This window comes from Lysobacter sp. SCRH-1R (genome assembly GCF_057747855.1).
Map to the genome: position 1 here is coordinate 3,144,009 of NZ_CM173227.1, position 22,409 is coordinate 3,166,417.

Here is a 22,409-nt window from a genome sequence, read left to right on the forward strand (position 1 = left end):
ACTGGCATGCCTGCGCACCTCCCCTCCCCCGCCTTGTCGATGAAGCGTCTTACCCGCGTCCTGACCGCCACCCCGTTCCTGCTTTCGCTCGTGCTGGCGTCCTTTGCCGCGCCCGCGTCGGCGCTGGAGCCATTCGTGGCGAACTACCAGATCTTCAACGAAGGAAAACCGCTGGGCGAGGCGACGATGCAGGTCGTGCCCGACGCGAATCCCTCGCACTGGCGCATCGACCTGGACATGCGCGGCACGCGCGGCCTGATCGGCCTGGCCGGCGCCAACGCGCAGCAGAGCACCGTGTTCGACGTGGTCGGCACGGATACCTATCGCCCGCTGAGCCAGAGCACCGTGCGCAAGGCGATCTTCGTCGGCCGCAAGATCACCGGCACCTACGACTGGAATGCGCACACCGCGCGCTGGACCGGCGATGTGAAGAAGAACCGCCAGGCGCCCGTGCCGCTGAAGGACGGCGACATGAGCGGACTGCTGATCAACCTGGCGATCATCCGCGACGCGCAGCCGGGCCGGACGCTGCAGTACCGCTTCGTCGACAACGGCCGCGCGCGCGACCACCAGTACACCGTCGCGCAGGAGCTGGAAGGCGTCAGCGTCGACGGCATGGGATTCAACGCCATGCGCGTGAGCCGCGTTCAGGGCTCGGGCAAGGAGGAGACGGTAGTGTGGGTGGTCGAAGGCGTGCCCACGCCCGTGCGCATCCTGCAGCGCGAGAATGGCGAGGACACTTTCGACCTGCGCCTGGTCGACTACAAAGGAGCACCCTGATGGCCCACTTCACCACCCGACTGCTGCGCCCGGTCCTCGCCGCGGCGATGCTGGCCGCGGTCAGCGCGCCGGCGCTGGCGATCAAGCCATTCACCGCCGACTACCAGGCAAGCTACATGGGCATGCAGGGCCAGGGCCAGATGACGCTGGTCGCCGATGGCGCGAACCGCTGGAAGTACAGCCTCGCCGTCACCAGCCCGCTGGCGAACCTGCGCCAGACGACCGTGTTCGAGGAGGCCAACGGCCAGTGGCGCCCGGTTTCCGGCAAGGACACCTCGCAGGTGCTCACCAAGAAGCAGAACAAGAACGCGACCTACGACTGGTCCAAGGGCGTGGCGACGTGGACGGGCGACGTGAAGCCCGAGCGCGCCGGCCCGATCAAGCTGCAGCCGGGCGACATGGATGCGCTGCTGATCAACCTGGCGATCGTGCGCGACGTGCAGGCCGGCAAGTCCACGCAGTACCGCATGGTCGAGGACGGCCGCGTCAAGAATCTCGACTACACCATCGCCGGCAAGGAAGCGATCACCGTCGGCGGCCAGTCGAAGCAGGCGACCAAGGTCGTCAGCACGCAGGGCGACAAGCAGACCATCGCGTGGATCGTGGACGGCATGCCGGTCCCGGCGCGCATCCTGCAGCGCGACAAGGGGCAGGACGCGATCGATCTGCGGGTGCAGGACGTTCGCTGATCGTACCGGACTCCACGGGAACGATGGACGAAACGAAAGGCCCCGCATCGCGGGGCCTTTCGTTTTGAATCGTCACCGCCGACCGTATCGCAACGACGCCGACGCTCACTCGGCCGACGGCTTCACCATCGTCCGGCAATCCACCCGCAACGTCTCGCTGCTGCCGCGGAAGGCGAAGGCGCGGCATTCGCGCGCGCCGCCGTTCGTGGCGGTGATCGTCGTCTTGACGGTGACCGCGTAGAACGACTGCAGCATCTCGTGCATCGTCACGTTGCCGTCGCCGTTCCAGTCCATGTCCTTGCGTTCGATCCCGCGCGTGACGGCTGCGCCGGTGAAGTGCAGCCACGCGACGACGATCAACAGCACGACGAAGAACCCCAGCGTCGCGATGCGGCGCGCGGTGAACGGCGCGCGCTTTCCGGTCAGGTCGATCAGTGCCATGGTCAGCGCCTGCTCCTCAGCCCGCGATGCGCCGGATCTTCGCGCCGAGCCCCGAGAGCTTCTCCTCGATGTTCTCGTAACCGCGGTCCAGGTGGTAGATGCGGTCGATGGTCGTCGCGCCCTCCGCGACCAGGCCGGCGAGCACCAGCGACGCCGACGCGCGAAGGTCGGTCGCCATCACCGGCGCGCCGCTGAGCTTCTGCACGCCGCGCACGATCGCGGTGTGGCCTTCCACGCGGATGTCGGCGCCCAGGCGCTGCAGCTCCGAGACGTGCATGAAGCGGTTCTCGAAGATGGTCTCGTTGATCACGCCCACGCCCTCGGCGATGCAGTTGAGCGCCATGAACTGCGCCTGCATGTCGGTCGGGAAGGCCGGGTGCGGCGCGGTCGTCAGGTCGACGGATTTCGGACGGCGCCCGCCCATGTCGAGCGTGATGCGGTCGCCATCCACCGTGATCTGCGCGCCGGCCTGCTTGAGCTTGTCGATCACCGCGTCGAGCGTGTCGGGACGCGCGCTGCGCACGGTCACGCGGCCGCCGGTCATCGCCGCGGCGACCAGGAACGTGCCGGTCTCGATGCGGTCGGGCAGCACGTGGTGGCTGCCGCCCTGCAGGCGCTCCACGCCGTGCACGACGATGCGCCCGCTGCCGGCGTGCTCGATGTTGGCACCCAGCGCGTTGAGGCAGTCGGCCAGGTCGACGATCTCCGGCTCCATCGCGGCGTTTTCCAGCACGCTGGTGCCTTCGGCAAGCGCGGCGGCCATCAGCACGTTCTCGGTGCCGGTGACGGTGACCATGTCGAACACGAAGCGCGCGCCCTTCAGGCGGCCGTTGCGACGGGCCTTGATGTAACCGTTCTCGACGCTGATGTCCGCGCCCAGCGCCTGCAGGCCCTTGATGTGCTGGTCGACCGGACGCGAACCGATCGCGCAGCCGCCCGGCAGCGAGACTTCGGCCGCGCCGTACTTCGCCAGCAGCGGACCGAGCACGAGCACCGAAGCGCGCATCGTCTTGACCAGTTCATAGGGCGCGACGTGGCTGTGCACGGTGGTCGGGTCGACGATCATGCCGCGGCCCTTGCCAAGCGTGCCCTCGTCCACCGTGATGCCGGCGCCGAGTTCGCCCAGCAGCTTGGCGGTGGTCACCACGTCGTGCAGGTTCGGCACGTTGGTGATCGACACCGGGCCGTCGGCCAGCAGCGTCGCGCACAGGATCGGCAGGACGGCGTTCTTCGCACCGGAGATCTGCACCTCGCCGTTGAGCGCGGCGCCGCCTTCTACAACGATCTTTTGCATGTCGGGGGTTCGGGATTCGGGAGTGGGATTCGGAAATGCCGGGGTGCGTCAGGGCTCTTGCGAATCCCGGATCACGAATCCCGGATCCCGGCTTCTTCCGGCGTCAACGTCTTCAGCGCAAGCGCGTGGATCTCGCCGCCCATGCGCTCGCCGAGGGTCGCGTAGACCAGGCGATGGCGGGCGAGCGGCAGCTTGCCGCGGAAGGCTTCGGCCACGACGGTGGCCTCGAAATGCACGCCGTCGTCGCCGCGCACGTCGGCGCGTGCGCCGGGCAGGCCCTGTTCGATCAGCTGGCGGATGGTGTCGGGATTCAAGGGACGAACCTTTGGTTGCGAGCTCGGGGGGAAGCGGTTTCGCGCATCCTGCGCGCCGCGCGTGGCGGTGGTCCGCGATCGGGGCCGGCGTCGTGGGGCGCCCGTGACGGGCACATCCGGGCGCGACCGCCTAGAATGGACGGATTAGCCTAGCGGAAAGACCCCCGGTCCGAAATGGCGCGCCCCATGGCAAGCATTCCCATTCCCTCGCCCGTCCACGCTCCGGTCCATGCGGACGATCCCGCCACGCTCGCCGCGAGCGGCCGTCGCGTGTTCGAGATCGAAGCGCAGGCGCTGTCCGCGGTCGCCTCGCGCATCGATGGCGACTTCAGCGCGGCCTGCCGGCTGATCCTCGCCTCGCAGGGCCGCGTGGTCTGCACCGGCATGGGCAAGTCGGGCCACGTCGCGCGCAAGATCGCCGCGACCCTGGCCTCCACCGGCACCCCGGCCTTCTACGTGCACCCGGGCGAAGCCGGGCACGGCGACCTGGGCATGATCACCGACGTCGACATAGTCCTGGCGCTGTCGTACTCGGGCGAGAGCGACGAAGTGCTGATGCTGCTGCCGGGCCTCAAGCGCCAGGGCAACAAGCTGATCGCGATGACCGGCCGGCCGAATTCCTCGCTGGCGCGCGAGGCCGACGTGCACCTGGACGTCAGCGTCCCCGCCGAGGCCTGCCCGCTCGCGCTGGCGCCGACCTCCAGCACCACCGCCTCGCTGGCAATGGGCGACGCGCTCGCGGTCGCGCTGCTCGACGCGCGCGGCTTCACCGCCGACGATTTCGCGCGCTCGCATCCGGCCGGCGCGCTCGGCCGCCGCCTGCTGCTGCACATCGTCGACATCATGCATTCCGGCGACGACGTACCGCGCGTGGGCGCCGACGCCAGCATCAGCGAGGCGCTGGTCGAGATGAGCCGCAAGCGCCTGGGCATGACCGCCGTGGTCGACGCGGACGATCGCCTGCTCGGCCTGTACACCGACGGCGACCTGCGCCGCACGCTGGACGACGATCGCCTCGACCTGCGCAACACGCGCATCGTCGAGGTGATGACGCGTTCGCCCAAGACCATCGGCTCCGATGCGATGGCGGTGGAAGCGGCGCAGCTGATGGAAGCGCACAAGATCAGCGGCCTGCTGGTGGTGGATGGCAAAGGCCGCGTCGTCGGCGCGCTGAACATTCATGACCTGTTGCGGGCTCGCGTTGTCTAACGGCGGGGAACGGGTGGAAAGGAACGAGAACCGAGTGGGACCCTCCGGCTCGCCTTCGCTCTCCACTCCTTTCCCGATCCTCCTCACTCACCTCTAGCTCCATGCCCTACAGCCACCTCAACGACTACCCCGCCGACATCCGCGAACGCGCCTCGCGCATCCGCCTGGCGTGCTTCGACGTCGACGGCACGTTGACCGACGGGCGGCTGTACTTCGATGACGAGGGCAGCGAGCTGAAGGCCTTCCACGTGCACGACGGCCAGGGACTGACGCTGCTGCGCAAGGTCGGCATCTCGGTGGCCTTCATCACCGCGCGCGCCGGGCCGATCGCGAAGCGTCGCGGCGAGGACCTGGGTATCGACGAGGTGCACGTGGGCGTGAAGGACAAACTGGCGTGCGTGCATGACATCGCCGCGCGCATGGGCATCGCGATGGAACAGGCGTCCTTCATGGGCGACGACCTCGCCGATCTGCGCGTGATGCTGCAGACCGGCTTCGCCGTGGCGCCGGCCGACGCGCACCGCTGGGTCGGCGAACGCGTGCACTGGCGCACCACCGCGCGCGCCGGGCACGGCGCGGTGCGCGAGTTCTGCGACCTGCTGCTGGCCGCGCAGGGCCATGCCGAACGACTGCTCGCCGACCTGGTCCGCGTCGAAGGCGTGCGCGTGGAAGGCAACGCATGAACTGGCGCGCGATGAACTGGCGCGCGATCGGCACCCTCGCCCTCCTCGCCGGCGCACTGCTGAGCGGCTGGCTGCTGTGGCAGCAGCGCGATCGCGACACCGCGACGGGGCCGATCGGAAAACGGCCCGACTACGTGCTGCACGATTTCCAGGCGACCGTGCTCGATGAAGACGGACGCGAGTCCTTCACGCTCAACGCGCCGCGGCTGGAACGCGATCCGGACGTGCGCACGATGCAGATCGCCACGCCGCAATTCCATATCCCGCCGCGCCAGGGCAGCCAGGCATCGCCGTGGGACATCCGCTCGCAGACCGGATGGGTCAGCGAGAAGGGCGAGGAAGTGCGACTGCGCGGCGGCGTGAACGCCCGCAGCACGAACGCCGACGGAAAGCCCATCAAGGTCGTCACCGAGGAACTGAACGTTTTCCCCGACGCCCGGCGCGCCACGTCGGCCGCGCAGGTAACCCTCACGCAGCCGGGCCTTATACTGAACGGCCGCGGCCTGGAAGCCGACCTCGATGCGAAGCGCATCACCCTCAAGAATGACGTCAAGGCCCGATATGAACGTGCTGCGCCTTAGTGCAACGCTGGAAAAGTCCCTCGCGGGCTTCGCCGGCGCTGCGTTGCTGGTCCTGGCACTGATGCCGGCCGGCGCGCTCGCCCGCACGTCCGATCGCAACAAGCCGATGGACATCGATGCCGGCCGCAGCGACTACTCGATGGACGACAGCCGCCCCACCGTCCTCAGCGGCGGCGTGATCATCACCCAGGGCACGCTCGAGATCCGCGCCGAACAGGCGGTGATCACCACGCGCGACGGCGAACCCGCGCGCGCCGTGCTGACCGGGTCGCCGGTGACGCTGAAGCAGGAACTCGACGACGGCAAGCTGATGGACGCCGTCGCCAACAAGGTCGATTACGACCTCAAGACCGAGATCGTCGTCTTCACCGGCGGCGTGAACATCCGCCAGCCGTCCGGCTCCATCGCCGGCGAGCGCGTGGTCTATAACATGCGGACCGGCCAGGTGCAGGGCGGCGGACAGGGCGCGAACGATCGCGTGAAGATCCGCATCATGCCGAAGAACGCGCAGGGGGGCGGCTGATGCTGGTGGCCCAGGGCCTGCGCAAGGCCTACCGTTCGCGCGAAGTGGTCAAGGACTTCGGCCTCACGCTCGACGCCGGCGAAGTGGTGGGCCTGCTCGGCCCCAACGGCGCGGGCAAGACGACCTGCTTCTACATGATCGTCGGCCTCGTTCCGGCCGATGCCGGGCAGATCGTGCTCGACGGCAAGGACATCACCGCCGAGCCGATGTACGCGCGCGCCAAGTACGGCGTGGGCTACCTGCCGCAGGAGCCTTCGGTGTTCCGCAAACTCACCGTGGCCGACAACATCCGCCTGGTGCTCGAACTGCGCGAGGACCTGGACCGCGACGGCCGCGATCGCGAACTGGAAAGCCTGCTCGACGAACTGCAGGTCGGCCACGTCGCCGACCAGATCGGCGCCAGCCTTTCCGGCGGCGAGCGCCGTCGCGTGGAAATCGCACGCGCGCTGGCCGCGCGTCCGCGCCTGATGCTGCTCGACGAACCCTTCGCCGGCGTGGACCCGATTTCGGTCGGCGAGATCCAGCGGATCGTGCGCCACCTCAAGAATCGCGGAATCGGGGTGCTCATCACGGACCATAACGTCCGCGAAACCTTGGGCATTTGCGATCGGGCGTATATCCTCAACGAAGGCGGCGTTCTGGCGCAGGGTGCACCGGACGCGCTGCTTGCGAACCCCGACGTACGTCGCGTCTACCTGGGCGAAACCTTCCGGCTGTAAGGATGTGTCGAAGGTGCGGCTTCTCCGCACGCCCAACGCCACGCGGCCGTCGGATCCCCCTGGTCGCGTTGGCATTCGACGATGAAACCGCGTCTCCAAGCCGCTCTCGGACAACAGCTGGTGATGACACCGCAGTTGCGTCAGGCGATCCGCCTGCTGCAGCTGTCCGCGATCGAGCTCGAGGCTGAACTGGCCGCAGCGGTGGAGAGCAATCCGCTGCTGGACTGGACCGAAACCGCAATCAGCGTCGCCGACGCGGGCATCAACGGCGAATCCGGCGGCGAAGGCGCCGCCAGCAGCGCCGAACCCGAACACCTGCCACCGGAAGCCGAATGGAACACCGACGGCGAACCCTGGTACGAGCGCCTCGGGCCGGCCGACAGCGACGACGAAACGCCCATCGCCGAACAGGTGGCCGAATCGGACACGCTGCACGACCACCTGTTGTGGCAGTTGCACCTGAGCCCGCTCTCCGCGCGCGATCGATCGATCGGCGTGGCCCTGATCGAATCCATCGATGACGACGGCTACCTGCGCGAGCCGCTGGAGTCGATCGCCGCCACGCTCGCCTCGACGCTGGAATGCAGCCTCGAGGAACTCACCACGGTGCTGCACCAGATCCAGCAGTTCGACCCGGTGGGCGTGGGCGCGCGTTCTCTGGGCGAATGCCTGCGCCTGCAGCTCGCGCAGCTGCCTGCGGAGACCCCGGGCCGCGCATTGGCCCACCAGCTGGCCAATGGTCCGCTCGAACGCCTCCCGCGCGTGGGCGTGGCGGGGCTCGCGGCGGAACTCAAGCTAGACCTGGGCGAGGCGGAAACCGCGGTGCAGTTGCTGCGATCGCTCGATCCGCGCCCCGGCGCGCAGATCGGCGCGATCGCCAGCGACACCTACATCGCACCGGACGTGGTGATCTGGCGCCAGCACGGCCTGTGGCGCGTCGCGCTGGCCGATGGCATGCGTCCGCGCATTTCGATCCATCGTGGCTACGAGAACATGCTGCGCCACGCCAGCGGCGCGGATGCGAGCTACCTGCGCGGCCACCTGCAGGAGGCGCGCTGGCTGCTCAAGAGCCTGGAAGCGCGCGGCGAGACGCTGATCAAGGTGGCGCGCTGCCTGATCAAGCAGCAGGCGGCGTTCCTGGAATTCGGCGACAGCGCACTGCGTCCACTCACGCTGCGCGAAGTCGCGGCCGAGGTCGGGCTGCATGAATCCACGGTGTCGCGCGCGATCGCCCGCAAATACGCGCGCACGCCGCGGGGCACGGTGCCGCTGCGCGCGTTCTTCGCATCCGGCATCGAGACCGGCACCGGCGGCGAGGCGTCCAGCACGGCGATCCAGGCCATGATCCGCCGCCTCATCGAGGCTGAAAATCCGCGCAAGCCTCTCTCCGATGCCCGCCTGGCGGAGACGCTCAAGGCCACCGGCGTTCCCGTCGCGCGGCGTACCGTCGCCAAGTACCGCGAGGCGATGAGCATTCCGTCCTCGCAGGATCGCGTAAGGATCGGTTAGGAATTCGACATCGCGGCGTGAAGGCCGCGAACACAAAACCTTGCCGGATCAAAGCGTTCGGCGCGGAACCCCGAAACTGCGGATGCAGGCCCCTTGCGCAACGCGCCCGGCGTGCCATCCTGTCCTCCCGTCGCGACGTAAAGGAGGTCTCCGATGCGTATCGAAACCTACGGCCAGCAGATCGAGGTCACGCCCGCCCTGCGGGACTACGTGGAAAGCAAGCTCTCGCGACTGGAACGGCATTGCGAACAACCCTTCGACGTTCGCACCCAGCTGAGCCTTGAGAAACCCAACCACCGCGCCAAGGCCACCGTGAACCTCGCCGGCCGCACCCTGGTCGCCGACGCGCAGGCCCTGGACATGTACGCCGCCATCGACCTCCTGACCGACAAGCTCGACCGTCTGCTCCGCGAGCACCGCAGCAAGGTGGTCGACCATCACCGCGGCGAAAGCGCCGCCCGCAGCAACAGCTTCGGCTGATCATCGGACCCCACCGCCCGCACCATGCCGCTGCATGACCTGTTGTCACGCGCGCGTGTCGCCATCCTGGATGGCCACGCCATAGAGACGGGCGCGCCCGGGACGGGCGTGTCCGCGTTGCCGCGCGTGCTCGATGCGGCGGCATGGCTGCTGGCCGATGGTGGGAACACCGCATCCATCGCGCTCGCGCTGCGCGAACGCGAGGCCCGCGCGAGCACCGCGCTCGGCCACGGCGTCGCGCTTCCGCACGCGCGCGTCGCCGGCCTGGACGAGTGCCGCGCCGCGTTCCTGCGGTTGCAGCATCCGGTCGATTCCGGCGCGCCCGACGGCGAGCCCGTCGACCTCGTGCTCGCCCTGCTCGTGCCCGAGCACGAGGTCAGTGCACAGGTGCAGCGTCTGGCGGAGATCGCCGAACGCTTCGCCAATCCCGATTACCGCGCCGCGCTGCGCGAGGCGCGCGACGTCGGCGAGCTGCACGGAGTGTTGTGCGGCGCTTCCGATTTCCTTCCCTGCGCCGCCTGAGGGTCCGCATGAGCACCAGCATCAGCGCGGGAGAACTGTTCGAACAACAACGCGATCGCCTCGGCCTGCGCTGGCTGGCCGGGCAAAGCGGCGAGCGGCGCGTCCTGGAATCGGTCAACACTGTCGCGCGGCGTCCGTCGCTGGCCGGCTATCTCAACGCGATCTATCCCAACAAGGTGCAGATCCTGGGCACCGAGGAACTCGCGTGGCTCGACGCACTCGAACCGCGCCTGCGCTGGGAGACCATCGAGAAGATCATGCAGTTCCGGCCGCTCGCGCTGGTGATCAGCAAGGACCAGACCTGCCCGGAAGACCTGCGCATCGCCGCCGAGGAAAGCCACACGCCGCTGTGGGCCTCGCCGCGTCGCGGGCATGAGCTGCTCAACCACCTGCAATACCACCTCGCGCGGTCGCTCGCGCCGCGCGTGACGCTGCACGGCGTGTTCATGGAGATCTACTCCATCGGCGTGCTGATCACCGGCGAATCGGGATCGGGCAAGAGCGAGCTCGCGCTGGAACTGGTCACGCGCGGCCATCGCCTCGTCGCCGACGACGCACCGGAGTTCACCCAGATCGCGCCGGACGTGCTCGACGGCACCTGCCCGGAAATGCTCCAGGACCTGCTCGAAGTGCGCGGCCTGGGGGTGCTCAACATCCGCCAGATGTTCGGCGACACCGCGGTGAAGAACAACAAGTACCTGCGCCTGATCGTGCACCTGGGCAAGCCGATGACCGAGCCCAAGCCGATGGGCATGGAGCGGCTCACCGGCGACAGCGGCGTGCGTCGCGTGCTCGACCTGGACGTGCCGATGATCACCCTGCCCGTCATGCCCGGCCGCAACCTCGCCGTGCTGACCGAAGCGGCCACGCGCCTGCACAGCCTGCGCATGAAGGGGCTGGATCCGGCGGCGGCGTTCATCGCGCGGCACAGCAATTTCCTCGAACGCGGCGATGCCTGACCGCGCACCTCCCTCCACTTCGCCCGAGCCATGAGCGAATCGCCCAACTCCATTCTCGTCATCGTCAGCGGCATGTCCGGGTCGGGCAAGTCCGTCGCCCTGCGCACGTTCGAGGACCTGGGATATTTCTGCGTCGACAACCTGCCCGCCGACCTGCTGCCGCAGTTCGTCGCCAGCGTGATGCGCGCCGACGACGGCGCGCCGGCGAAGATGGCGGTGAGCATCGACGTGCGCAACCGGCACAGCGACCTGAGCAACATTCCCGAGTGGTTGTCGGCCGTCGGCAAGCTCGGGCTGGATCCGCGCCTGGTCTTCTTCGATGCGAACGAAGCCGCGCTGCTCAAGCGCTATGCCGACACGCGCCGGCGCCATCCGCTGAGCCATCTCGGACTGTCGCTGGCCGATGCGATCGCGCTGGAGCGGCAGGTGCTCAAGCCGCTGCGCTCCATCGCCGACGCGGTGGTCGACACCAGCACGCTCAACGTGCACCAGCTGCGCCGCCAGGTGCTGACCGAATTCGGCATCGGCGGCGACACCGGCATGTCGCTGCTGTTCGAATCCTTCGCCTACCGCCGTGGCGTGCCCCCGGACGCGGACTTCGTGTTCGATGCACGCGCGCTTCCCAATCCGCATTGGGACCCGGTACTGCGGCCGTTGTCCGGTCGCGATGCCGCGATCCGCGAGTACCTGGAATCGCAGGCCGACGTGAACCTGTTCTTCGAACAGATCCGCGCTTTCCTCGACACCTGGCTGCCGCGCCTGCACGTGGACAGCACGCGCAGCTACGCGACCATCGCCTTCGGCTGCACCGGCGGGCGGCATCGTTCCGTGTACCTGGCCGAACGCTTCGCCGAGCACGCCCGCTCGCAGGGCTGGGACGAGGTCGCGGTGCACCATCGCGAGCTGGACTGACACGACGTTCACGATCCGGGACCTTCCAGCCCCTTCCCGTGAACTCCAGCCCGCTTTTCCCAGCGTGCGCTGAACGGGCTCACGAAATTTTCGCATCACGCTTGCGCAAGCCTTGCGGTGCCAAGGCTACGGTCGGGTTGCGCTGCCCAATGGCGCCCACCCGCAGGAGAGTGCAATGCAGGACTCCACCCTCACGCAGACATCGATCCTGGCGACCGCGCTGGCCGTCGCGCTCGTGATGTCGCCCGCCTTCGCGCAGCGCACCGAACCACCGACGCCGACCACGCCACCGACCGGCAGCACCACCGACACCACGCCGCGGACCCTGAGTTTCGCGGACCTCGACGTCAACGCCGACGGCAAGGTGAGCAAGGACGAAGCGGCGGCCGACGCGCGACTGACCAGTCATTTCGCGCAGGTCGACCGCGATGGCGATGGCCAGGTCTCGGAGACCGAATTCGCGGCGGGCCATCAGCGCACCGATACCTCCACGCCGCAGTGAAGCACGACCGCTTGCGGCGACGCGGTTGCCAGGTCGCCGAACCCTTCCCCCTGAAAGGAGCATCGATCGAATGAACGCCCGACTCCATCGCCTGACCGGCGCGCTTGCGCTGGTCCTCGTGTCCTCGACGCTGGCCCTGGCCGGCTGCCAGAGGACCGAGACCGACACGGTCCCGCCGACCACGGAAACCCCGCCGGCCGACACCACCACGCCGCCTGCGGACACGACCACGCCGCCGCCGACCGATACCACGCCACCGACCGACAGCACGATGCCGCCGACGGATACCACCACTCCGCCGCCGACCACGCCGCCGCCGACCGAAGGCACGGACACCACCCCGCCGACGGACCAGACCACGCCGCAGGACCAGACCACCCCGCCGCGTTCGTGATCGCACGTCGGATTCCCACCCCGAACGGCCCGCGCAAGCGGGCCGTTTCCGTGTCCGGCCGGCGGCTTTCGTGACGGCGTTCCTGATGTCGCCGCGCGCCTCCTCCGACGCTACGCGAAGCGCGTGTCCCGGAAGTCGCAGGACGGCAGCATTCCCGCTTCCGGGCCGTCACCCGGACCTGTTAAGTTGGCGGCATGGCCGTCGGCATCCTGCTCATCACCCACGAAGGCATCGGCACCGCGCTGGTCGCGGTGGCGCGCCGGTTGCTGAGCCAGTTGCCGCTGCGCACCGAAGCGCTGGAGGTGCCGTTCGAAGGCGATCCCGACGCGCTGCTGCCGCAGGCCAGCGCGGCGTTGCGCCGGGTGGACGGTGGCGACGGCGTGCTGGTGCTGACCGACCTGTACGGCGCGACGCCCAGCAACCTCGCGGCGAAGGTCGCGCGACTGGGCACGCCGGTGCGGCGCGTCTCGGCGGTGAGCCTGCCGATGCTGCTGCGGGTGATGAACTACGCCGACCTGGGCCTGGACGAACTGCCGGCGGTCGCCGCCGCCGGTGCGCGCAACGGCGTGATCGTGGACGAAGCCTGACGCCGGTCGGGCGCAACGAAGCAGCTGGACGAAGCATGAGTGGAGCAGAACAAGGGCGGGACCGGCGACGGGCCCGGAGGACGCGACGATGATCGAGCACGATTTGACCGTCAGCAATCGACTCGGCCTGCATGCGCGGGCCACGGCCAAGCTCGTGCAGACGCTGTCGGGCTACCGCAGCAGCGCCACGCTCACGGCGAAAGGCCGCGAGGTGAACGCCAAGAGCATCATGGGCGTCATGCTGCTCGCCGCCGGCCAGGGCACGCAGGTGAAACTGCGCGTGGAAGGCGAGGACGAGGAGCACGCCGCGCAGGCGGTCGTGTCGCTGTTCGAACGCCGTTTCGACGAAGACAGCTGAGGCGCCGATGAGGCAGGAGTTCGCAGGACATGGGGCCTCGCGCGGAAGCGCGCTCGGCCGCGCCCGCGTCCGCCTGCCGCACGTACTGGAAGTCGTCGAGGAACACATTCCGGCCAAGCGCGTGGAACGCGAGATCGCGCGCCTGCGTGCCGCCATCGCCACCGTGCGCGGCGAGATGGTGTCCCTGCGCGAACGCCTGCACGGCGCGCTGGCGCACGAGGTCGGCGAATTCCTCGATCTGCACAGCCTGCTGCTGGACGACCCCGAACTGCTGCACGGCCTGGACGAACTGATCCGCACCGGCCGCTATTCGGCCGACTACGCGCTGCGCCTGCAACGCGACCGCATCGCCGCCGTCTTCCAGACCATGGACGACGCCTATTTCCGCAGCCGCGTGGACGACATCGACCAGGTGATCGGCCGCATCCACGCCGCGCTGCATCGTCGCGATGCCGGCATGCCCGGCGTGGCCGGCGAGATCCTCGTCACTGACAACGTCGCGCCGGCCGAAATCGCCCAGTTGCAGGCGCAGGGCGTGATGGCGATCGTCACCACCACCGGCAGCATCCTGTCGCACAGCGCGATCCTCGCGCGCAGCCTGCACCTGCCGCTGGTGGTCGGTACCGAGAAGGCGCTGCAGAAGATCAACGACGGCGACGTGCTCGCCGTGGACGGTGCCAGCGGTCGCGTGATCCTGGAACCCGACGCGGAGGACCTGCGCGCGCACCGTTCCCGCGTGCGCGAACTGGCGCGCGAGCGCAAGCAGTTGCACCGCCTGCGACGCGAACCCACGCGCACGCTCGACGGCGTGGACATCAAGCTGTACGCCAATGCCGAATCGCGCGAGGACGTGGCCGAGGCGCACGCGCTCGGCGCCGCCGGCGTGGGCCTGTACCGCACCGAATTCCTGTTCCTCCAGCGCAACGAGCTGCCGGACGAGGAGGAACAGTTCCGCGTCTACCGCGACGTGGTGCTCGGCATGACCGGGCGCGCGGTGACGATCCGCACCCTCGACCTGGGCGCGGACAAGGCCGACCGCACGGGCCTTGCGCTGCGCGACGAGCCCAACCCCGCGCTCGGCCTGCGCGGCGTGCGCCTGTCGCTGGCGCGCGCGAACCTGCTGGAAGCGCAGCTGCGCGCGCTGGTGCGCGCGTCGGGCTACGGGCCGCTGCGCATCCTGCTGCCGATGGTGTCCACGCGCGAGGAAGTGCGCGCGGTGCGCGCCACGCTCAACCGCGTCACCGCGCAGCTGCGCGAGGAAGGCTGCGAGATCGCCGAGCACATCCCGCTGGGCGCGATGATCGAAGTGCCGGCCGCGGCGATCGCGCTGCCGGCGTTCATCGGCGCGGTGGATTTCCTGTCGATCGGCACCAACGACCTGGTGCAGTACCTGCTCGCCGCCGATCGCAACAACGAGGCGTTGACGAGCCTCTACACACCGCTGCATCCGGCGGTGATCCGGCTGGTGCGCGACGTCATCCAGCTCGCCCGGAAGCGCGGCAAGCCGGTGGCGGTGTGCGGCGAAATGGCCGGCGACGCGCACTTCGCACCGATGCTGCTGGCGCTGGGGCTGATGGAATTCAGCCTGCATCCGGCCACGCTGCTGGAACTGCGCCGCACGATCCGCCATTGCGACCTGGCGCAGTTGCAGGCGCGCGCACCGGCGCTGCTGCGCGCACGCGATCGCGCGGGAATCGAGGAGTGGATCGCGGAGAGTGCGCCCCGGTTCTAGGAACGAGTGAAGGAGCGAGAGTGCCGGTGTGCTCCTGCCCGTTTTTCGTTCCTCTCCACTCGATCCTGGCTTAAACTGACGCCATGAACGCCTGACCCTGTCGTGCCCGAGCGGCCCGACGCGACCACGCTTCTCACGAAGCACGGGAAGCCCCGAATGGCCGAAGCCGTCCGCCACGACAAGACCGCGCGCCAACTGCGCCTGCTTTCCGACGCGCTGGACAGCGGTCGTCTGGGCCCCGTGCGCCGGCTGGTCAACACGCTTTCCCCCGCCGAGATCGGCAACCTCCTCGAATCGCTCCCGCCGGGCAAGCGCACGGTGGTGTGGGGCCTGGTCGATGCCGAGGACGACGGCGAGGTGCTGGTCCACGTCGGCGACGACGTGCGCGAAAGCCTGCTGGCCGAGATGGACCCGGACGAAATCGTCGCGGCCGTCGAGGACCTTGACATCGACGACCTCGCCGACCTGGTCGAGGACCTGCCGGACACCGTCATCGACGAAGTCCTCAAGTCGATGGACCGCGAGAACCGCGAGCGGCTCGAGCAGGTGCTGTCGTACCCGGAGGACACCGCCGGCCGACTGATGAACCCCGACGTGGTGACGGTGCGCACCGACACCACCATCGACGTGGTACTGCGTTACCTGCGCCTGCGCGGCGAGCTGCCCGAGCACACCGACCACCTGTACGTGGTCAGTCGCCGCCACCAGTACCTGGGCCGCATCGCGCTTGCGGCGCTGCTCACGCACGAGCCGGGCACGCCGATCAACAAGCTGATCGACGACGAGCAGCCGGCGATCGACGTGGAGGAATCGGCCAACGAGGTCGCGCGCAAGTTCTCCGACCACGACTGGATCAGCGCACCGGTCGTGGACGACAACAACATCCTGCTCGGCCGCATCACCATCGACGACGTCGTCGACATCATCCGCAACCAGGCCGAGCACCAGGCGCTGAGCGCCGCCGGCCTGGACGAGGACGAAGACCTCTTCAGCCCCGTCTGGCGCGCGATGCGCCGCCGGCTGATCTGGCTGTCGATCAACCTCGCGACCGCGTTCCTGGCCGCGAGCGTGGTCGGCGAATTCGCCGACACCATCGACAAGCTGGTCGCGCTGGCCGTGCTGATGCCCATCGTCGCCGGCATGGGCGGCAACGCCGGCACGCAGGTGCTGGCGCTGATGGTGCGCGGCCTCGCGCTCGGCCAGGTCGGCGCGGCGAACGTGCGCACGCTGCTGTGGAAGGAATCGCGCGTGGCGCTGCTCAACGGGCTGGTGCTCGGCACGCTGCTGGGCCTGATCGTGCTGCTGTGGTTCCACAGCGTGGGGTTGTCGATAGTGATCGCGACCGCGCTCACCGCGAACCTGCTGTTCGCGGCGGTGGCGGGCGTGCTGGTGCCGGTGACGATCAAGCGCTTCGGCTACGACCCGGCGCTGGCGTCGGGCATCTTCCTCACAACGGTGACGGACGTGATGGGGTTCTTCACCTTCCTCGGGCTGGCGACGGTCATCCTGCTGCACTGATCGCACCCATCGCCGCGATCTGCGACGCACGCCATTGCGGCGCGCCGCGGCTGCGCCAATGATGCGGGCCGACGCCAGGAGTCCCGCCATGCCCTCGCCTTTCCGCCTCGCGACCTTCGCCATCGCGCCGTTGATCCGTCTTGCCGCCATCGTCGCGGCGCTTGCGGTGGGCGCCTGCGCGACCACGCCGCGCGAGGCCGTGCCCGGGCAGTTCGTCGAACGCAGCGTGGTGGTGGACGGTTCCCCGCGCCGGTACCAGGTGTTCGTGCCCTCGCGGCAGGCGGGAGGAAAGAATCCTGCCACGGTGCTGTTCCTGCATGGCTCGGGCGAGCGCGGCACGGACAACCGCAAGCAGGTCGAAGTGGGGCTCGGACCGTTCGTGCGCGAACACGCGACGCGTTTTCCGGCGATCGTCGTCTTCCCGCAGTCGCCCGAAGGCACGTCGTGGACCGGTACGCAGGCGCGCGTGGCGCTGGCCGCATTGGATGCATCGATCGACGAGTTCGATGGCGACGAGGACCGCATCGTGCTCACCGGCATGTCGCGCGGCGGCTATGGCGTGTTCGAGCTGGCGATCATGGAGCCGCGCCGCTTCGCCGCGCTGGTGCCGGTGTGCGGCGGCATCACGCAGCCGCCGGCGTTGAAGGAACACCTGCAGGTCGAAAGCGTCGCGCTCGCGCCCGACCCGTTCCTCGCCGCCGCGCAGAAGCTGCAGAAGCTGCCAGTGTGGGCGTTCCATGGCGGCAAGGACGACGTGGTCACGCCCGACCAGTCGCGCCACATGGTCGAAGCGCTGCGCGGCGTGGGCGGCAACGTGCGTTACACGGAATTCGCCGACCTCGGCCACAACGCGTGGGATGCGGCGTATGCGACGCCGGAGCTATGGACCTGGGCGTTCTCACAGGAGCGCAAGGGCGGGTTGTTCTGAGCCCAGCGCGATGTCGGCGCTTCACCCCTCTCCCTGCGGGAGAGCGGTTGGGGTGAGGGTCGGCGGAGTGTCGCCGCTGGTGCTAGCAATGGGCTCTTGTAGCCCGGGTAAGCGAAGCGCACCCGGGGACCGTCACGCCCAACCCGGGTGCGCTTCGCTTACCCTGGCTACAAAGGCTGGATCCTTTTTCAGGGGTGACGATCAGGCGCGCAGCAACGCCTCCAGCACCGCCATCCGCACGGCGACGCCGTTGCTCACCTGCCGCAGGATTAGCGACTGTGGGCCGTCGGCCACTTCGTCGGTGATTTCCACGCCGCGATTGATCGGGCCCGGATGCATCACCACCGCATCGGGCGCGGCGTGCGTCAGGCGTTGCGCGGTGAGACCGAACTCGCGGTGGTAGTCGTCGAGCGAATCGATCAGCCCTTCCTCCATGCGCTCGCGTTGCAGGCGCAACATCATCGCCGCGTCCACGCCGTCCAGCGCGGCATCGAGATCGTGCGAGACGACGCAGCCGTCGAGCGTGCCATCGTTCGGCAGCAGCGAGGCCGGGCCACATACGCGGATCTCGCCGGTGCCGAGCGTGCGAAGCGCCTGCAGGTCCGAACGCGCGACACGCGAATGCTTCACGTCGCCGACGATCGCGACCTTCAGCTTCGAGAAATCCGAGCCCTTCGCCTGGCGCAGCGTGAGCATGTCCAGCAGGCCCTGCGTCGGATGCGCGCTGCGGCCGTCGCCGGCATTGACCAGTGCCGTGCCGTGTTCGACGTGCTGCGAGAGCGCGGCCACGGCGCCATCTTCGTGGTGGCGGATGACGAAGCCGCGCACGCCCATCGCTTCGAGGTTCTTCAACGTGTCCAGCGCGGTTTCGCCCTTGCGCGTGGACGAGGTGGACGCGTCGAAGTTCAGCACGTCCGCGCCCAGCCGCTGCGCGGCCAGCGTGAAGCTCATGCGCGTGCGCGTGGACGGTTCGAAGAACAACGTGCACACCGCGACGCCATCCAGCGCGCGGCGGTCGTAGTGCCCGTCGGCGAACGCCTGCGCGCGCGTGAGCAGCGCATCGAGCGCGTCGAAAGGCAGGCCATCGAGCGTGAGCAGGTGGCGCGGAAGGTGCATAGTCGATGCGTTCATGCGGTCGGCGGCGGGCTCGGCCGTGTCGGCCTTGCGGGATCGGAAAGGTCGGAAAGGTCCAGCGCGTCGTCGGGCGCGGCGAGCCAGCGTTCGATGATCACCGCGGCGGCGACCGCATCGAGCGCTTCCGCGTCGCGGCGGCGCTTGCGGCCTTCGGCGCGATCGGACGCGAAACGCTGCGCGGCCTCGATCGAACTCATGCGCTCGTCCACCAGCACCACCGGCAGGTTGTAGCGGTGCGCCAGTTCGCGCGCGAAGGCATGGGCGCGCTGGCGGATCGGCTGGTCGCCGCCGTCCAGCGACATCGGGTCGCCGACGATCAGTCCGTCGGGCCGCCACTCGCCGCGCAGCCGGTCGATCGACGCCCAGTCGGGCCCGTGCCCGTGTACGTCGATCACGGCAAGCGCGCGTGCGCCGTGCCCAAACGCGCTGCCGACCGCCACGCCGATGCGGCGCGCGCCGACGTCGAAGCCGAGCACGGTGCCGTCGCGGCGGATGCGGGGTTTGTCGGGCGAGGCCGCCATCAGGCGTGACCGGCGTAATCGGCCAGATGCGCGAAATCGACGCCGATGCGACCGGCGGCGGCCTGCCAGCGCGCGTCCAGCGGCAGCTCGAACAGCAGCTCGGCGTCGGCCGGCGCGGTGAGCCAGTCGTTCTCGGTCAGCTCGTGTTCGAGCTGGCCCGAACCCCAGCCGGCACAGCCCAGCGCGACGATCGCGTTGTCGGGGCCTTCGCCGCGCGCCATCGCTTCGAGGATGTCGCGCGAGGTGGTGAGGAACAGATGGTCGGTGATGGCCATCGTCGAATCCCACTGCATGCCGCCGTCGTGCAGCACGAAGCCGCGCTCCGGATGCACCGGGCCGCCGGCGAGCACCGGCTGGGCGCGCAGCGTTTCGTCGCCGCTCTCCAACCCCATCTGGCCGAGCACTTCGCCCAGCGTGTATTCGGATGCGCGGTTCACCACGATGCCCATGGCACCGTCGGCGTCGTGCTGGCAGATCAGCGCCACGCTGCGCGCGAAGTTCGAATCGGCCAGCGCGGGCAGCGCGATCAGCAGCTGGTTGGCCAGTGGCGTGGGCGTAACGGACATGGCCGCATTCTAGCCCGCCGGGCGTGACGCGTGCCGCATCGCGGCACGGCGTAGGATGGCGACTTTCCCTGCCGCGGCATCGCCGCCGAATCCCCGCCATGGCTTTCCCAACGCGCCCGCTCGTCCTGGCCTGCCTGGCCGTCCTCGTCCTCGCCGCCTGCCAGCGCTCGCCCGCGCCGGGAAGCGCGCCCGCGACCGCCACGCCCGCGCAGGACGCGGCCACGCCCTCCTACGCGGCGGCGCACGCCGGCGACTACGCGGTGGTCCCGCTCAAGGCGGATCTCTCCCGCTTCGACGAGAACACCCGGCGCATGATCGCCCGCCTGGTCGAAGCCAGCGAAGCGATGAACGCGATCTACTGGAAGCAGTCCTGGGCCGGCGATCACGCCGCGCTGCTGGCGCGCGCGCCGGATGCCGCGACGCGCGAGCTGGTCGAAATCAACTTCGGCCCGTGGGACCGCCTCAACGAGGACACGCCGATCCTCGACGGCATCGGCCCGCGCCCGCCGGGCGGCCCGTTCTATCCGGCCGACATGACGAAGGCCGAGTTCGAAGCCGCGCAGTTGCCCGACAAGACCTCCAACTACACCCTGCTCCGCCGCGAGAACGGCAAGCTGGTCACGGTGCCGTACCACGTCGCCTACAAGCCGGAGCTCGAACGCGCCGCCGCGCTCCTGCGCGAGGCCGCGACGCTCAGCGCCGACAAGTCGTTCGCCGATTACCTGAACCTGCGCGCCGACGCGCTGCTCGACGACGACTTCCGCCCCAGCGACATGGCGTGGATGGACATGAAGACCAATCCGGTCGACGTCGTCATCGGACCGATCGAAACCTACGAGGACCAGCTGTTCGGCTACAAGGCCGCGTACGAGGGCCTGGTGCTGGTGAAGGACGTGGAGTGGAGCGAGAAGCTCGCGCGCTTCGCGAGCTTCCTGCCGGCGCTGCAGAAGGGCCTGCCGGTGGACGCGAAGTACAAGGCGGAAATGCCGGGCTCGGACGCCGACCTCAACGCGTACCAGGTCGTCTATTACGGCGGCAACGCGAATGTCGGCGCCAAGACCATCGCGATCAACCTGCCCAACGACGAGGAAGTCCAGCTGAAGAAGGGCACGCGTCGCCTGCAGCTGGAGAACGTGATGAAGGCGAAGTTCGACACGATCCTGGTGCCGATCGCGAACGAGCTGATCGCGAAGGACCAGCTCAGGCACGTCACCTTCGACGCGTTCTTCGAGGATGTGATGTTCCATGAGGTCGCGCACGGCCTGGGCATCAAGAAAACCCTCGACGGCAAGGGCACGGTCGACGAAGCGCTGAAGGAGTACGCCTCCAGCTTCGAGGAAGGCAAGGCCGACATCCTGGGCCTGTACATGATCGACGCGCTGAGCCGGCAGGGCGAACTCGACGAAAGCAAGCTGATGGACGGCTACGTGACGTTCCTTGCCGGCATCCTGCGTTCGGTGCGCTTCGGCGCGAGCGACGCGCACGGCAAGGCGAACATGGTGCGCTTCAACTTCTTCGCCGAGCGCGGGGCGTTCACGCGCGATGCCGACGGCCGTTATCGCGTCGACTTCGACAAGATGCGCCAGGCGATGAACGCGCTCGGCGCGAAGCTGCTCACCGTTCAGGGCGATGGCGATTACGCGGAAGCCAGGCGCATGACCGAGACGATGGGCGTGATCAAGCCGGAACTCGCCGCGGACCTGGGGCGGTTGAAGGACGCGAAGATTCCGGTGGACATCCGCTTCGAGCAGGGACTGGAGACGCTGGGATTGCAGGAGTTCGCCAGCAAGAAGTAATCGTGCCTTCGTAGCCCGGTTAAGCGCAGCGCACCCGGGAACGCGATCAGCCCGGGGTGCGGCCGTCGGCCTTACCCGGGCTACACGAGCCTGCATTCTTGAAGCGGCCATTCTTTGGACCAATCGTTCCCCGGGTGCGCTCCGCTTTCCCGGGCTGCAAAACCTCTCCTTTCATTCGGAACCCCATGTCCGGCTACTGCGACCACGCCCCCGGCCACCCGCTCCACGGCCCCTACCACGACACCGAATACGGATTCCCGCAACGCGAGGAAGCCGTGCTGTTCGAACGCCTGATCCTGGAGATCAACCAGGCCGGCCTGAGCTGGGAAACCATGCTGCGCAAGCGCGAAGGCTTCCATCGCGCGTACCACGGTTTCGACGTCGACAAGGTCGCCAAGTACGGCGACCGGGACCGCGAGCGGCTACTCAACGACGCCGGCATCATCCGCAACCGCCTGAAGGTGGACGCGGCGATCCACAACGCGAACGTGATCCGCGGACTGCGCACCTCGCACGGCGGCTTCGCGCAATGGCTCGACGCGCACATCCTCGACGAGGCCGGCAAGCGTCGCGACAAGACCGGCTGGATCAGGCTGTTCAAGAAAACCTTCCGCTTCACCGGCGGCGAGATCACCAACGAATTCCTGATGAGCCTGGGCTACCTGCCCGGCGCGCACCGCGACGATTGCCCGGTGCAAAAGAAGATCCTCAAGCTCAAGCCGCCGCTCGATCCCGCCTGGCGCCGCAAGCTGTGATTC

At 68.7% G+C, this 22,409-nt stretch carries 27 protein-coding genes; 21 read left to right on the forward strand and 6 right to left on the reverse strand.

The features are described from left to right. The first annotated feature begins 6 nt into the window (after positions 1–6). On the forward strand, positions 7–780 hold the full coding sequence (locus AC3ANK_RS14430; RefSeq protein ID WP_484171505.1) for a DUF3108 domain-containing protein: 774 nt from the start codon (positions 7–9) through the stop codon (positions 778–780). Then, entirely contained in the window at positions 780–1,469 is a 690-nt protein-coding gene (locus tag AC3ANK_RS14435; RefSeq protein ID WP_206861418.1) for a DUF3108 domain-containing protein, read from the forward strand. Before AC3ANK_RS14430 ends, AC3ANK_RS14435 begins: the two co-directional genes overlap by 1 nt. Before the next feature lie 105 nt (positions 1,470–1,574). On the opposite strand, the gene AC3ANK_RS14440 is transcribed toward AC3ANK_RS14435, so the two are convergent. The 3 genes from AC3ANK_RS14440 to AC3ANK_RS14450 all read right to left on the reverse strand — a co-directional run bounded on the left by AC3ANK_RS14440 (position 1,575) and on the right by AC3ANK_RS14450 (position 3,518). After that, positions 1,575–1,910 (reverse strand): EF-hand domain-containing protein, encoded by a 336-nt coding sequence (locus AC3ANK_RS14440; protein ID WP_242525135.1) that lies wholly within the window; start codon positions 1,908–1,910, stop codon positions 1,575–1,577. Between the two features lie 16 nt (positions 1,911–1,926). Continuing rightward, the gene (gene murA, locus AC3ANK_RS14445; protein WP_206861419.1) at positions 1,927–3,204 is read right to left on the reverse strand and encodes a UDP-N-acetylglucosamine 1-carboxyvinyltransferase; all 1,278 of its coding nucleotides are present in this window, start codon (positions 3,202–3,204) and stop codon (positions 1,927–1,929) included. Between the two features lie 71 nt (positions 3,205–3,275). Beyond that, positions 3,276–3,518: a BolA family protein gene (locus tag AC3ANK_RS14450; protein ID WP_206861420.1), complete on the reverse strand. Its 243-nt coding sequence runs from the start codon at positions 3,516–3,518 to the stop codon at positions 3,276–3,278. Between the two features lie 186 nt (positions 3,519–3,704). Here AC3ANK_RS14450 and AC3ANK_RS14455 point away from each other — a divergent pair, with 186 nt between their 5' ends. From AC3ANK_RS14455 to AC3ANK_RS14535, 17 genes are all read left to right on the forward strand, one after another. Next, positions 3,705–4,727, forward strand: coding sequence for a KpsF/GutQ family sugar-phosphate isomerase (locus AC3ANK_RS14455; RefSeq protein ID WP_206861421.1), 1,023 nt, complete (start codon positions 3,705–3,707; stop codon positions 4,725–4,727). Between the two features lie 101 nt (positions 4,728–4,828). Further along, positions 4,829–5,410 (forward strand): KdsC family phosphatase, encoded by a 582-nt coding sequence (locus tag AC3ANK_RS14460; RefSeq protein ID WP_206861422.1) that lies wholly within the window; start codon positions 4,829–4,831, stop codon positions 5,408–5,410. Next, positions 5,407–5,991 (forward strand): LPS export ABC transporter periplasmic protein LptC, encoded by a 585-nt coding sequence (gene lptC / locus AC3ANK_RS14465; RefSeq protein ID WP_206861423.1) that lies wholly within the window; start codon positions 5,407–5,409, stop codon positions 5,989–5,991. The genes AC3ANK_RS14460 and lptC overlap by 4 nt, the downstream gene beginning before the upstream one ends. Continuing rightward, a complete protein-coding gene (lptA, locus tag AC3ANK_RS14470; protein ID WP_484171506.1) occupies positions 5,978–6,514 on the forward strand; it encodes a lipopolysaccharide transport periplasmic protein LptA in 537 nt (178 codons plus the stop codon). The genes lptC and lptA overlap by 14 nt, the downstream gene beginning before the upstream one ends. Then, the gene (lptB, locus tag AC3ANK_RS14475; protein ID WP_206861425.1) at positions 6,514–7,233 is read left to right on the forward strand and encodes an LPS export ABC transporter ATP-binding protein; all 720 of its coding nucleotides are present in this window, start codon (positions 6,514–6,516) and stop codon (positions 7,231–7,233) included. Before lptA ends, lptB begins: the two co-directional genes overlap by 1 nt. An 81-nt stretch (positions 7,234–7,314) precedes the next feature. After that, on the forward strand, positions 7,315–8,742 hold the full coding sequence (locus AC3ANK_RS14480; protein ID WP_206861426.1) for an RNA polymerase factor sigma-54: 1,428 nt from the start codon (positions 7,315–7,317) through the stop codon (positions 8,740–8,742). Positions 8,743–8,895: 153 nt separating this feature from the next. Next, positions 8,896–9,222, forward strand: coding sequence for a ribosome hibernation-promoting factor, HPF/YfiA family (gene hpf, locus AC3ANK_RS14485; RefSeq protein WP_115842550.1), 327 nt, complete (start codon positions 8,896–8,898; stop codon positions 9,220–9,222). A gap of 24 nt (positions 9,223–9,246) precedes the next feature. Continuing rightward, positions 9,247–9,744, forward strand: coding sequence for a PTS sugar transporter subunit IIA (locus tag AC3ANK_RS14490; RefSeq protein WP_206861427.1), 498 nt, complete (start codon positions 9,247–9,249; stop codon positions 9,742–9,744). An 8-nt stretch (positions 9,745–9,752) separates the two neighbouring features. Then, positions 9,753–10,703 carry an HPr(Ser) kinase/phosphatase gene (gene hprK / locus AC3ANK_RS14495; protein WP_206861428.1) on the forward strand — a complete coding sequence of 317 codons (951 nt, stop codon included), beginning with the start codon at positions 9,753–9,755 and terminating at the stop codon, positions 10,701–10,703. Positions 10,704–10,733: 30 nt separating this feature from the next. Further along, positions 10,734–11,615, forward strand: a complete 882-nt coding sequence (gene rapZ / locus AC3ANK_RS14500) for an RNase adapter RapZ (protein ID WP_206861429.1) — start codon at positions 10,734–10,736, stop codon at positions 11,613–11,615. 175 nt (positions 11,616–11,790) lie between these two features. After that, entirely contained in the window at positions 11,791–12,117 is a 327-nt protein-coding gene (locus AC3ANK_RS14505) for an EF-hand domain-containing protein (RefSeq protein WP_206861658.1), read from the forward strand. 70 nt (positions 12,118–12,187) lie between these two features. Further along, on the forward strand, positions 12,188–12,511 hold the full coding sequence (locus AC3ANK_RS14510) for a hypothetical protein (protein WP_206861430.1): 324 nt from the start codon (positions 12,188–12,190) through the stop codon (positions 12,509–12,511). 194 nt (positions 12,512–12,705) lie between these two features. Then, entirely contained in the window at positions 12,706–13,098 is a 393-nt protein-coding gene (locus AC3ANK_RS14515; RefSeq protein ID WP_206861431.1) for a PTS sugar transporter subunit IIA, read from the forward strand. Between the two features lie 88 nt (positions 13,099–13,186). Beyond that, positions 13,187–13,456, forward strand: a complete 270-nt coding sequence (locus AC3ANK_RS14520; protein WP_206861432.1) for an HPr family phosphocarrier protein — start codon at positions 13,187–13,189, stop codon at positions 13,454–13,456. A gap of 7 nt (positions 13,457–13,463) precedes the next feature. Continuing rightward, positions 13,464–15,188, forward strand: a complete 1,725-nt coding sequence (ptsP, locus tag AC3ANK_RS14525; protein ID WP_206861433.1) for a phosphoenolpyruvate--protein phosphotransferase — start codon at positions 13,464–13,466, stop codon at positions 15,186–15,188. Positions 15,189–15,344: 156 nt separating this feature from the next. Then, on the forward strand, positions 15,345–16,706 hold the full coding sequence (mgtE, locus tag AC3ANK_RS14530) for a magnesium transporter (protein ID WP_206861434.1): 1,362 nt from the start codon (positions 15,345–15,347) through the stop codon (positions 16,704–16,706). Between the two features lie 88 nt (positions 16,707–16,794). Beyond that, positions 16,795–17,634, forward strand: a complete 840-nt coding sequence (locus AC3ANK_RS14535) for a carboxylesterase family protein (protein ID WP_206861435.1) — start codon at positions 16,795–16,797, stop codon at positions 17,632–17,634. A gap of 201 nt (positions 17,635–17,835) precedes the next feature. Here AC3ANK_RS14535 and AC3ANK_RS14540 read toward each other — a convergent pair whose 3' ends face one another. Genes AC3ANK_RS14540 through AC3ANK_RS14550 form a run of 3 tightly spaced genes read right to left on the reverse strand, consistent with a single transcriptional unit; the run spans position 17,836 to position 19,855 of the window. Next, positions 17,836–18,765 carry an aspartate carbamoyltransferase catalytic subunit gene (locus AC3ANK_RS14540; RefSeq protein ID WP_206861436.1) on the reverse strand — a complete coding sequence of 310 codons (930 nt, stop codon included), beginning with the start codon at positions 18,763–18,765 and terminating at the stop codon, positions 17,836–17,838. Beyond that, positions 18,762–19,289 carry a Holliday junction resolvase RuvX gene (ruvX, locus tag AC3ANK_RS14545; protein ID WP_206861437.1) on the reverse strand — a complete coding sequence of 176 codons (528 nt, stop codon included), beginning with the start codon at positions 19,287–19,289 and terminating at the stop codon, positions 18,762–18,764. Before ruvX ends, AC3ANK_RS14540 begins: the two co-directional genes overlap by 4 nt. Beyond that, on the reverse strand, positions 19,289–19,855 hold the full coding sequence (locus tag AC3ANK_RS14550) for a YqgE/AlgH family protein (protein ID WP_206861438.1): 567 nt from the start codon (positions 19,853–19,855) through the stop codon (positions 19,289–19,291). The genes ruvX and AC3ANK_RS14550 overlap by 1 nt, the downstream gene beginning before the upstream one ends. A 98-nt stretch (positions 19,856–19,953) precedes the next feature. Between AC3ANK_RS14550 and AC3ANK_RS14555 the strand changes: the two genes are divergently transcribed. Further along, complete coding sequence (locus AC3ANK_RS14555; RefSeq protein ID WP_206861439.1) at positions 19,954–21,651, forward strand: dipeptidyl-peptidase 3 family protein; 1,698 nt, start codon at positions 19,954–19,956, stop codon at positions 21,649–21,651. A 185-nt stretch (positions 21,652–21,836) separates the two neighbouring features. Then, positions 21,837–22,406, forward strand: coding sequence for a DNA-3-methyladenine glycosylase I (locus AC3ANK_RS14560; RefSeq protein WP_206861440.1), 570 nt, complete (start codon positions 21,837–21,839; stop codon positions 22,404–22,406). Positions 22,407–22,409: the final 3 nt, after the last annotated feature.

What these genes read in the sequence shown, in the direction of transcription:
- AC3ANK_RS14550 (WP_206861438.1), bottom strand. Translation starts at nt 19,855, where the DNA reads ATGTCCGTTACGCCCACGCCACTGGCCAACCAGCTGCTGATCGCGCTG.
- lptB (WP_206861425.1), top strand. Translation starts at nt 6,514, where the DNA reads ATGCTGGTGGCCCAGGGCCTGCGCAAGGCCTACCGTTCGCGCGAAGTG.
- mgtE (WP_206861434.1), top strand. Translation starts at nt 15,345, where the DNA reads ATGGCCGAAGCCGTCCGCCACGACAAGACCGCGCGCCAACTGCGCCTG.
- AC3ANK_RS14430 (WP_484171505.1), top strand. Translation starts at nt 7, where the DNA reads ATGCCTGCGCACCTCCCCTCCCCCGCCTTGTCGATGAAGCGTCTTACC.
- AC3ANK_RS14515 (WP_206861431.1), top strand. Translation starts at nt 12,706, where the DNA reads ATGGCCGTCGGCATCCTGCTCATCACCCACGAAGGCATCGGCACCGCG.
- lptC (WP_206861423.1), top strand. Translation starts at nt 5,407, where the DNA reads ATGAACTGGCGCGCGATGAACTGGCGCGCGATCGGCACCCTCGCCCTC.
- AC3ANK_RS14505 (WP_206861658.1), top strand. Translation starts at nt 11,791, where the DNA reads ATGCAGGACTCCACCCTCACGCAGACATCGATCCTGGCGACCGCGCTG.
- AC3ANK_RS14510 (WP_206861430.1), top strand. Translation starts at nt 12,188, where the DNA reads ATGAACGCCCGACTCCATCGCCTGACCGGCGCGCTTGCGCTGGTCCTC.
- hprK (WP_206861428.1), top strand. Translation starts at nt 9,753, where the DNA reads ATGAGCACCAGCATCAGCGCGGGAGAACTGTTCGAACAACAACGCGAT.
- AC3ANK_RS14435 (WP_206861418.1), top strand. Translation starts at nt 780, where the DNA reads ATGGCCCACTTCACCACCCGACTGCTGCGCCCGGTCCTCGCCGCGGCG.
- hpf (WP_115842550.1), top strand. Translation starts at nt 8,896, where the DNA reads ATGCGTATCGAAACCTACGGCCAGCAGATCGAGGTCACGCCCGCCCTG.
- AC3ANK_RS14490 (WP_206861427.1), top strand. Translation starts at nt 9,247, where the DNA reads ATGCCGCTGCATGACCTGTTGTCACGCGCGCGTGTCGCCATCCTGGAT.
- rapZ (WP_206861429.1), top strand. Translation starts at nt 10,734, where the DNA reads ATGAGCGAATCGCCCAACTCCATTCTCGTCATCGTCAGCGGCATGTCC.
- ruvX (WP_206861437.1), bottom strand. Translation starts at nt 19,289, where the DNA reads ATGGCGGCCTCGCCCGACAAACCCCGCATCCGCCGCGACGGCACCGTG.
- AC3ANK_RS14520 (WP_206861432.1), top strand. Translation starts at nt 13,187, where the DNA reads ATGATCGAGCACGATTTGACCGTCAGCAATCGACTCGGCCTGCATGCG.
- AC3ANK_RS14555 (WP_206861439.1), top strand. Translation starts at nt 19,954, where the DNA reads ATGGCTTTCCCAACGCGCCCGCTCGTCCTGGCCTGCCTGGCCGTCCTC.
- AC3ANK_RS14440 (WP_242525135.1), bottom strand. Translation starts at nt 1,910, where the DNA reads ATGGCACTGATCGACCTGACCGGAAAGCGCGCGCCGTTCACCGCGCGC.
- ptsP (WP_206861433.1), top strand. Translation starts at nt 13,464, where the DNA reads ATGAGGCAGGAGTTCGCAGGACATGGGGCCTCGCGCGGAAGCGCGCTC.
- AC3ANK_RS14480 (WP_206861426.1), top strand. Translation starts at nt 7,315, where the DNA reads ATGAAACCGCGTCTCCAAGCCGCTCTCGGACAACAGCTGGTGATGACA.
- AC3ANK_RS14560 (WP_206861440.1), top strand. Translation starts at nt 21,837, where the DNA reads ATGTCCGGCTACTGCGACCACGCCCCCGGCCACCCGCTCCACGGCCCC.
- AC3ANK_RS14540 (WP_206861436.1), bottom strand. Translation starts at nt 18,765, where the DNA reads ATGAACGCATCGACTATGCACCTTCCGCGCCACCTGCTCACGCTCGAT.
- AC3ANK_RS14535 (WP_206861435.1), top strand. Translation starts at nt 16,795, where the DNA reads ATGCCCTCGCCTTTCCGCCTCGCGACCTTCGCCATCGCGCCGTTGATC.
- murA (WP_206861419.1), bottom strand. Translation starts at nt 3,204, where the DNA reads ATGCAAAAGATCGTTGTAGAAGGCGGCGCCGCGCTCAACGGCGAGGTG.
- AC3ANK_RS14455 (WP_206861421.1), top strand. Translation starts at nt 3,705, where the DNA reads ATGGCAAGCATTCCCATTCCCTCGCCCGTCCACGCTCCGGTCCATGCG.
- AC3ANK_RS14460 (WP_206861422.1), top strand. Translation starts at nt 4,829, where the DNA reads ATGCCCTACAGCCACCTCAACGACTACCCCGCCGACATCCGCGAACGC.